We start from the raw sequence: 8,010 nt of genomic DNA on the forward strand, positions 1-8,010 counted from the left end.
CAGGCTGGCCTCGTCCGCCACCTGGGACAGGGTGTGGAAGCGCGCCAGCAGATCCCCGGTCTCGGGGAAGGCGCTGGCCACCACCTCATAGGCGGTGCGGGTTTCGTCCGCCGGCAGGTTCTGGGGCAGCACCGCCAGCACGGCACCCTGGTCCAGCCGGACCTGGCCGCCATCCGGGGTGACCTCGCCGCTGACGATCTTCAGCAGGGTGGACTTGCCCTCCCCGTTGCGTCCCAGCAGACAGACCCGTTCACCGGCCTCAATGGTGAGGCTGGCCTGGTCCAGCAGCGGCTGCAGGCCAAAGGCCAGGGAAAGGTCGTCCAGTGTCAAGAGCGGCATCCGCAAGAAACTCCCGTTCAGGTCAATGTTACCGGCTGACCGACCTCGAGGGGTCCGTCACCGGTGTGGATCGCATTCATACCAAAAATCACGCCGCCCGGCAGCCGCCGGTACTGGCCGAGGGTACGCAGGGGCTGCTGATCCGGGGCCTTGACCCCAAGGTCCGGGTCGACAGTGGTCATGACGCAGCGGGAGCAGGGCTTGACCAGCTCCAAACGTACATTGTTACTGGTCAGCGCCGGCCAGGTGTCCTCGGCCCAGGCGCTGGCACCGGACACCACGATATTGGGTCGGAACCGCCGCATTTCCACCGGTTGCTGCAACCGGGTATTGAGTTCATCCAGTGAGGCCTGGTTAACCACCAGGAACGGATAGCCATCGGCAAATCCCACGCGGCGTCGTTCCCTGACCCAGACCCGGTCCACCGGGCGGAAGGTGTCATCCGGCACATACACCAGGTCCACCTCCATGTCGAGGAAGCGCCCCAGGGCCTCCGCAGGGCCTGGCTCGGCCCTCTGCGCCGCCAGCCAATCGTCCCACACCATCACATTACGGGTCGCCCCGCTTCGGATGAGCGTGTGACTGCCCTCGTCCGGAATCCGGAGGGTGACCACGCCCTCGCTGTCGACACTCACCGCCACCCTGGCCAGTTGCGGATAGTCCCGCTGGGTCATGAATCGGCCGAGGGGATCGGTGATCATCCATCGGCGATCGCCGGCCGGACCAAATTCATCGAGTGCCAGCGAGTCTACCTCGATACCAGCCAGTGACTTGACCGGATACAGGAACAGGGACTGAATCTGCATGATGCTCTTCCCCCACAGAAACCCAAGGTTGAAGGCCCACGGCGGTTGGTCCGGAGGCTTTGTTCAGGGCAACCATCATACGCGGGCGGGAGGGATTTGGCGCCTGGACCAGAACGAAAAAACCCAGCCTGGAGGGCTGGGTTTCCGGAATCTGGAGCGGGAAACGAGATTCGAACTCGCGACCCCAACCTTGGCAAGGTTGTGCTCTACCAACTGAGCTATTCCCGCATTCTGACGTTTGCTTTGAACTTGCCGGCCTGTGTTTTGGGGCCTCGTCTCAGCAACGGAAGCGGATTATACGTAGCGATTTTGTACCGCGCAACACCTGGTACCAGATTTTCCAGCCAACGCCCCTAACCCGCCAGCACCAGGCTCACCAGCCGGTTGACGGTGGTTTCCAGGTGATCACGGCGATAGTGTTTGCCGAACAGCATGCCGTCGTAGCCCAGGCCCAGCACCACCGACACCATCATGGCGGCATCCCGTTCCGGGTTGGCGGTCTGCAGGCGCTTCAGCACCCGGGCCAGGCCGGCGGCCCAGGCCCGGCGATGGGTCTGGGCCACCGCCATCAGACGCGGCTCCCGCAGGGCCTCCAGCAGGAACACCTGCTCCGCCAGAATCTCCTCCTGCCGGGCGCTGAACTGGTCGGTCAGGTAGGCTACCGCAATGGCTGTCAGGCGCTCCGCCAGCGCTGGCCGTCCCGCGCCACCCGGCGCCAGGGCGTCCGCCGGCTGGGTGTCCAGCACCGCCTCAAGGGTGTCGTAGAAGCGGTCCAGGTCGGCCTGGGCTTTTTCCGCGAACAGGGTAAAGGCATCGCAGATCAGCTCGTCGATGTCCCGGAAATAGTAGGTGGTGGAGGCCAGCGGCACCCCCGCCTCCCGCGCCACCGGCCGATGCTTGACGCCGCGGATGCCGTCTTTCGCCGCAATACGCAGGGTCGCTTCCAGAATCTGGCGCCGGCGCAGCTCGCTCTTGGCCCTTGCCGCCTTGCGGCCGCGGTAGAGCACGGTCGCCTGGTTCCCGGTCGCAGGCTCAGCGCCAGGCTGTGGCGGCACGTCAGCAAGGTTATTGCGCTCAGGCAGTGGCTGGCCCATGGTCAGATCCTTTTACCGGCTTGGTCGAACAATCCAATACTCGATTATGCCGAAGCGACCGGTGCGGATCCATGAATCAGGTGGCAAAAATCACTGGTCCGGTCACAACCGGGTCTACTGCCCGAAGGTCCGCCCCGATGCCGTCATGTACTGTGCTTCATCGGGGCGATCCTTGCGGCCCAGGGCCGGGTTGCGGTGGGGAAAGCGGCCGAAGCGAGCGATGATGTCGTGGTGGTCCCTGGCCGATTCCAGGAAACTCTCGAGGAAATCCCGGAGAATGCCACTGTTGCGCGCCACCAGTTGTTCATAGCAGGTCACCGCCAGTTCCTGGTCGGCGAGACGCTCGGAATGCTGGAAGGGCATATAGAAGAAGGCCTGCATGATGGCGGGCAGCTCCAGGTCCTGCCCCCGCTCCATGCCCTGGCGTGCCACCGCCCGGGCCTGCTGGTCATTGTCGAAGGCCAGCGCGCCGCCGCGATGGATGTTGCGGGTGAACTGGTCCAGCAGGATGATCTCGGCGAGACTGCCACCGGGCTCCCGGCGCCAGCTCTCGAGCCCCCCTTCGGAAGCCACCAGCACCAGCGACAGGAAACGGCGTCGGATCTCCCGGTCGAAGGAGCGACTGGACCGGAACCAGCGGTTGCGATGGAAGGCGTCCGGCAGGCCATGTTCATCCAGATCCCCGAACCAGAAGTCCAAAATCTCCCGCCATCCGAACATAAGTCCATCAACTCCGCTATCCAATGAAGCCTGAAGCGGGGCCCGGCCGCCGGCCGTGCCCTCAAATCCCGCAGAATTGGTAGACTATACGACAGCACAGGACTTTTCAGACCCCTTCAAGGAGCCCACCATGGCAACGGAACCCAAGATCATCCTCCTGGCCCACGGCAGCAGCGACCGGCGTTGGTGTGAAACCTTCGAGGCTCTGGCAGAGCCCACCCTGAAAGCGGTGCCCGGCGCCGTGGTGGCCTATATGGAACTGGCCGAGCCCAGCATGGAACAAGTGGTGGCGGAAGCGGCCGCCGGTGGCTGCCGCTCGTTCACGGTGCTGCCCCTGTTTCTGGCGGCCGGCCGGCACCTGCGTAAGGACGTGCCCGCGATGATCGCCGACATGGAGGCCGCCCATGGTGTCGAGATCGAACTGGCACCCCCTGTCGGCGAGAACCCGGAACTGGGCCTGGCCATCCGCGACGTGGTGACCCAGGCCCTGGCCCGGCAACCGGCCTGAGCCACCCGCCAGCCGCGGGCGACCCATCCCATCAACCGGAGAGAGACTATGGCCAAGACCCTGTTGATCACCGGCGGTACCGGCTTCATCGGCCAGCTTCTGTGCCAGAAACTGGCCAGCCGGGGTTATACCCTCACTGTCCTCAGCCGCCAGTCCTCGGAAGATGTGCGGGCCCTTTGTGGCCGCGTCACACCCGTCAAGTCACTGGCGGAGCTGCGTGATGGCGAGGGCTTTGACGGCGTCATCAACCTGGCCGGTGAAGGCATTGCCGAGAAACGCTGGACCGAGGCCCGCAAACAGGCGCTGAGGGACAGCCGGATCGCCCTCACCGAGGAGCTGGTGGAGGTCCTGGCCAGCCTGCAACGCAAGCCGGAAGTTCTGGTGTCCGGTTCGGCGGTGGGCTTCTACGGCGACCAGGGTGACACTCCGGTGAGTGAAAAGACACCGCCACGGGATGAGTTCACCCATCGCCTGTGCCGGGACTGGGAGACCGCAGCCCTGAACGCGGAGAAGCAGGACATCCGCGTCTGCCTGTCCCGTACCGGGCTGGTGGTGGGTCGCCAGGGTGGATTCCTGCAGCGCATGCTGCTGCCGTTCAAGCTTGGACTTGGCGGTCGCCTCGGCAAGGGCAACCAGTACATGCCCTGGGTCCACCGTGAGGACGTGGTCAACGGTTTGATCTGGATGCTTGAGACCGAGTCCGCTTCCGGCCCCTACAACATGGTCAGCCCGAATCCCGTTACCAACCAGGAATTCACCCGTACCCTCGGCGCGGTCCTGCACCGGCCCACGCCCTTCCCGGCCCCGGCGATGGCCCTCAAACTGGCCCTCGGCGAGATGGCGAAGCTTCTGCTAACCGGCCAGCGCGCCCAACCGGAGCGCCTGCAGGCGGAAGGATTCGAGTTCCGGTTCGCCGAACTCAAGCCGGCACTGGAGGACGCTGTCGGCTAGTGTCCCCAAACCGCGAGCCGTCGCACATCTGCGGCGGCGCCGGAATGGTACGCTGCCTGTTCCTTCTGCCACCAGTGACAGGTCCAGTCATGCGGATGCCCGCCGCCCTTGCCTCCTTCTGCCTGGCGCTGGCCTGCGGCCTGCAGGCCTACCCCGCCCAGGGTTCTGGCCCGGGCCAGACGTTCGGCCAGCAGAGCTACGAGAGCTGCAGCCTGATCACCAGCGAGTACGTCACCGTATTGCAATTGATTCACCGGGGCTTCAGCCGCCCTGCCCTGACTGAGGCCCTGCCCGGTATCAGTGAGCCGGCCCGCCAACGGGTGACCGCACTCTACGACACCGTCGAGGACCAGGGCCTGGCCCAAACCTGGGGCGCGGTCAACTCGGAGTACGTGCGCTGCGCCACCGCGGTCCACGACCGGGTGGGCCAGCCACCCCGCATCAGCCGGGAGGGTCACTTCCATTTCTGTGCCGGCGAGAACAAGGTCCGCTACCAGGTCCTGCGTGCAGCCATGCAGGGCGCCTCCGCCGGCGACATTCTGCCCCAGCTCAACCCCATTCACCGCCCCACCGCCAAAGCCCTGCTGACGCTGTATGGGGAAGATGGGGCCCTGGCGGTCTACTCCGCCCTGGCCGACGAGCTCAAACACTGTATAAACAACAATCTGTAGGTATTTTTTTGGCCAAAGCGTTTGACACTCACAGGACCCTTACTTAATATACGCGCCACCTCGATGAGGCAGCGTTTTGACGCGATGCGTCCCCTTCGTCTAGTGGCCTAGGACACCGCCCTTTCACGGCGGTAACACCGGTTCGAACCCGGTAGGGGACGCCATTTATCACGCTGATTCCCTCATCTGAAAGCCGGCCCCGAGCCGGTTTTTTTGTGCCCGGCGTTTTCAATCCCGGTGTTTCTCCGATTTTCTTCAGGATTTGTCCACATAACGCAGCGTAGGCCTGCCGATACTGCTATAGTCAAGCCGTGCAGCCTTCGGCTCCATGCCGATTTGATTTTTGCTTTCAACAGGTTGCGCCGCCAGATATCGGTAACAAGGGCTCAGTGAAGTTAACGGCATGCAGAAACTGTCGAAGCGTTTGCAACAATTCCGCTCGGGCTCCCCGCTGTCTTTCCGGTTGCTGGCATACATCCTGCTGGTGAGCTCCCTGTTCACACTGGTGGCCTCCGGCATCCAGATCTACTCGGACTTCCGCAAGGACCTGTCGCTGATCGACGAGCGCCTGTCAGTCATCGAGACCAGCTACGCCAGCAGTCTGTCCCGCAGCCTCTGGGCCCTGGACCAGAAGCTGCTGCAGGTCCAGATGGAAGGCATCCTGAGTCTGCCAGACATCGTTCACCTTCGGCTTCGCATCTTTCCCGACTCGGAGCTGGTGATGGGCGACCGGCCCCGGGACATCGCCACCATCGAGCGCAGCTTCACCCTCAGCCACCAGAACGACGAACGCTACGACCTGGGGGAGCTGACCATCACCGCCAGCATGGAGGAGATCTACCGCAACCTGCAGCGCAAGGTGGTGGTCATCCTGACCACACAGTTCTTCAAGACTTTTTTTATTTCCGTTCTTATCGTTCTGATTTTCCAGCATTTTGTTACGAGACACCTGTCCTCGATGGCCAGTTATGCCCGGCAGTTCTCGCTGGACAACCTGGACACGCCGCTGACTCTCGATCGCCCTGATACCGAGGCCAATCGGCGGGATGAGCTTGCCCAGGTGACCGACGCCATCAACCAGATGCGGGCGCGCCTGAACCAGGACCTCGAGCGCCAGCGCCACGACGCCGCCGAGATCCGCAAGCTCTCCAAGGCGATCGAGCAGAGCCCTTCCTCGGTCATGATCTGCGACCGCCAGTGGCGGATCGAGTTCGTCAACCACAAATTCACCCAGCTGACCGGCCACAGCGCCGAGGAGGTAATCGGCCGCCACCCTGGCCTGCTGGCCAGCGACAACTTCGTGCAGGGCGAAAACAAGCAGCTGTGGCAGAGCATCCGTCTGCAGGTGCAGCGTGTTGGTGTCTGGCAGGGCGAGGTCAACAGCACCCGGAAGAACGGCGAGCGTTTCTGGGAGCAGCTGGTGGTGACGCCCCTCAAGGACTCCGAGGGCGGCGTCAGCAACTACCTGATCCTTGGCGAGGACATCAGCATCCGCAAGCGCTACGAGCAACAGCTCCTGCGCCAGGCCAACTACGACATCCTCACCGGTCTGCCCAACCGCATGCTGGCCCTGGACCGCCTGAAACTGGCGCTGGCCCAGGCGCGCCGGGAAAACAGCCTGGTGGGCGTGATGTTCCTGGACCTGGACAACTTCAAGCACATCAACGACACCATGGGCCACGATGCTGGCGACAACCTGCTGATCGAGGCGGCGCGCCGGATCTCCAGCTGCCTGCGCGGAACCAGCACCGTGGCCCGCCTCGGTGGCGACGAATTCCTGGTGATCCTGCCGGGCCTGAGCGGCACCGAGTCCACCGAACAGGTGGCGGAGCGGATCCTGCACACCTTCGTGCCGCCGTTCCTGGTGGGTGGCCAGGAGGTGTTCGTCACCACCAGTATCGGTATCTCCATCTACCCCACCGATTCGGACAACAGCGGCACCCTGCTCCAGCATGCCGACGCCGCCATGTACCAGGCCAAGAGCAAGGGCAAGAGCGCCTTCGAGCGCTTTGCGCCGGAGATGAAGGAAGTCTCCCACGAGCGCCTCCAGATCGAATCCCGCCTGCGCCGGGCCCTGGAGCTCAACGAGTTCGAACTCTACTACCAGCCCATCGTCAGCACCGCCTCGGACATGCTCATCGGCGCCGAAGCCCTGATCCGCTGGAACAACCCCACCATGGGCATGGTGATGCCGGACAAATTCATTCCTCTGGCGGAGGAAACCGGTCTGATCAGCCCCATCGGCGAGTGGGTGCTGAACGAGGCCTGTGCAGCCGCGGTACGCTGGGAAGCCTCCACCGGCCTGAAACTGAGCATTGCGGTCAACGTGTCCCCCAGGCAGTTCCGGGACCCGGGCTTCGTCGACGCGGTACTGGCCGCCACCCGCAATTCCGGCCTGAACCCCCGCCAGCTGGAGCTGGAGATTACCGAACGGCTGATCCTCGACAACACCATCGAGACCGCCGGCATCCTGAAGCGGCTGGACAGCCACGGCATCCGCCTGTCGGTGGACGATTTCGGAACCGGGTTCTCGGCGCTGAGCTACCTGAAGAGTTACCCTTTCGATACCCTGAAGATCGACAAGTCCTTCATCCGGGACGTCATGACGGAGAAGGACGACGCCTCCCTGGTGAAAGCCATCATCAACATGGCCCACAGCCTGGGCCTTTCGGTCATCGCCGAAGGTGTGGAGGAAGAGGCGCAGACCCAATTCCTGATGGAAAACGGCTGCGATTTCGCGCAGGGTTACTTCTACAGCAGGCCAAGCCCGGAGAGCGAATTCGAAGCCTGGCTCCGCAGTAATCACCGCTCCCGGGTCTAGTGTCCCGTCCGGTCAATTTGCTGATCTTCGGAGCAGCTGGAAGCCTTGAGAGCAAGGCGCGGTGGCGAAGGTTTGGTGGTTCCAAATCGAGTCGCCGCAA

8 protein-coding genes and 2 tRNA genes are annotated in these 8,010 nt (G+C 63.6%); 5 read left to right on the top strand and 5 right to left on the bottom strand.

Annotation, left to right across the window (positions count from 1 at the left end):
- The 5 genes from R3280_RS14805 to R3280_RS14825 all read right to left on the bottom strand — a co-directional run.
- A partial coding sequence (locus tag R3280_RS14805) for an ATP-binding cassette domain-containing protein (RefSeq protein ID WP_318999386.1) occupies positions 1-339 on the bottom strand: 339 nt, incomplete at its 3' end.
- A 17-nt stretch (positions 340-356) separates the two neighbouring features.
- The gene (locus R3280_RS14810; RefSeq protein ID WP_318999387.1) at positions 357-1,145 is read right to left on the bottom strand and encodes an MOSC domain-containing protein; all 789 of its coding nucleotides are present in this window, start codon (positions 1,143-1,145) and stop codon (positions 357-359) included.
- Positions 1,146-1,297: 152 nt separating this feature from the next.
- Positions 1,298-1,373 (bottom strand) — tRNA-Gly (locus R3280_RS14815).
- A 125-nt stretch (positions 1,374-1,498) separates the two neighbouring features.
- Entirely contained in the window at positions 1,499-2,239 is a 741-nt protein-coding gene (locus R3280_RS14820; RefSeq protein WP_318999388.1) for a TetR/AcrR family transcriptional regulator, read from the bottom strand.
- A gap of 114 nt (positions 2,240-2,353) precedes the next feature.
- Positions 2,354-2,959: a DUF924 family protein gene (locus tag R3280_RS14825; protein WP_318999389.1), complete on the bottom strand. Its 606-nt coding sequence runs from the start codon at positions 2,957-2,959 to the stop codon at positions 2,354-2,356.
- Positions 2,960-3,089: 130 nt separating this feature from the next.
- On the opposite strand from R3280_RS14825, the gene R3280_RS14830 reads away from it, so the two are divergent.
- The 5 genes from R3280_RS14830 to R3280_RS14850 all read left to right on the top strand — a co-directional run bounded on the left by R3280_RS14830 (position 3,090) and on the right by R3280_RS14850 (position 7,910).
- Complete coding sequence (locus R3280_RS14830) at positions 3,090-3,467, top strand: CbiX/SirB N-terminal domain-containing protein (protein WP_318999390.1); 378 nt, start codon at positions 3,090-3,092, stop codon at positions 3,465-3,467.
- 48 nt (positions 3,468-3,515) lie between these two features.
- Positions 3,516-4,418: a TIGR01777 family oxidoreductase gene (locus R3280_RS14835; RefSeq protein WP_318999391.1), complete on the top strand. Its 903-nt coding sequence runs from the start codon at positions 3,516-3,518 to the stop codon at positions 4,416-4,418.
- A gap of 95 nt (positions 4,419-4,513) precedes the next feature.
- Positions 4,514-5,089 carry a hypothetical protein gene (locus R3280_RS14840; protein WP_318999392.1) on the top strand — a complete coding sequence of 192 codons (576 nt, stop codon included), beginning with the start codon at positions 4,514-4,516 and terminating at the stop codon, positions 5,087-5,089.
- Positions 5,090-5,177: 88 nt separating this feature from the next.
- Positions 5,178-5,253, top strand: a tRNA-Glu gene (locus R3280_RS14845).
- Between the two features lie 239 nt (positions 5,254-5,492).
- Entirely contained in the window at positions 5,493-7,910 is a 2,418-nt protein-coding gene (locus R3280_RS14850; protein ID WP_318999393.1) for an EAL domain-containing protein, read from the top strand.
- Positions 7,911-8,010: the final 100 nt, after the last annotated feature.

Source organism: Marinobacter sp. (assembly GCF_033722195.1).
Taxonomy (GTDB): Bacteria; Pseudomonadota; Gammaproteobacteria; order Pseudomonadales; family Oleiphilaceae; genus Marinobacter.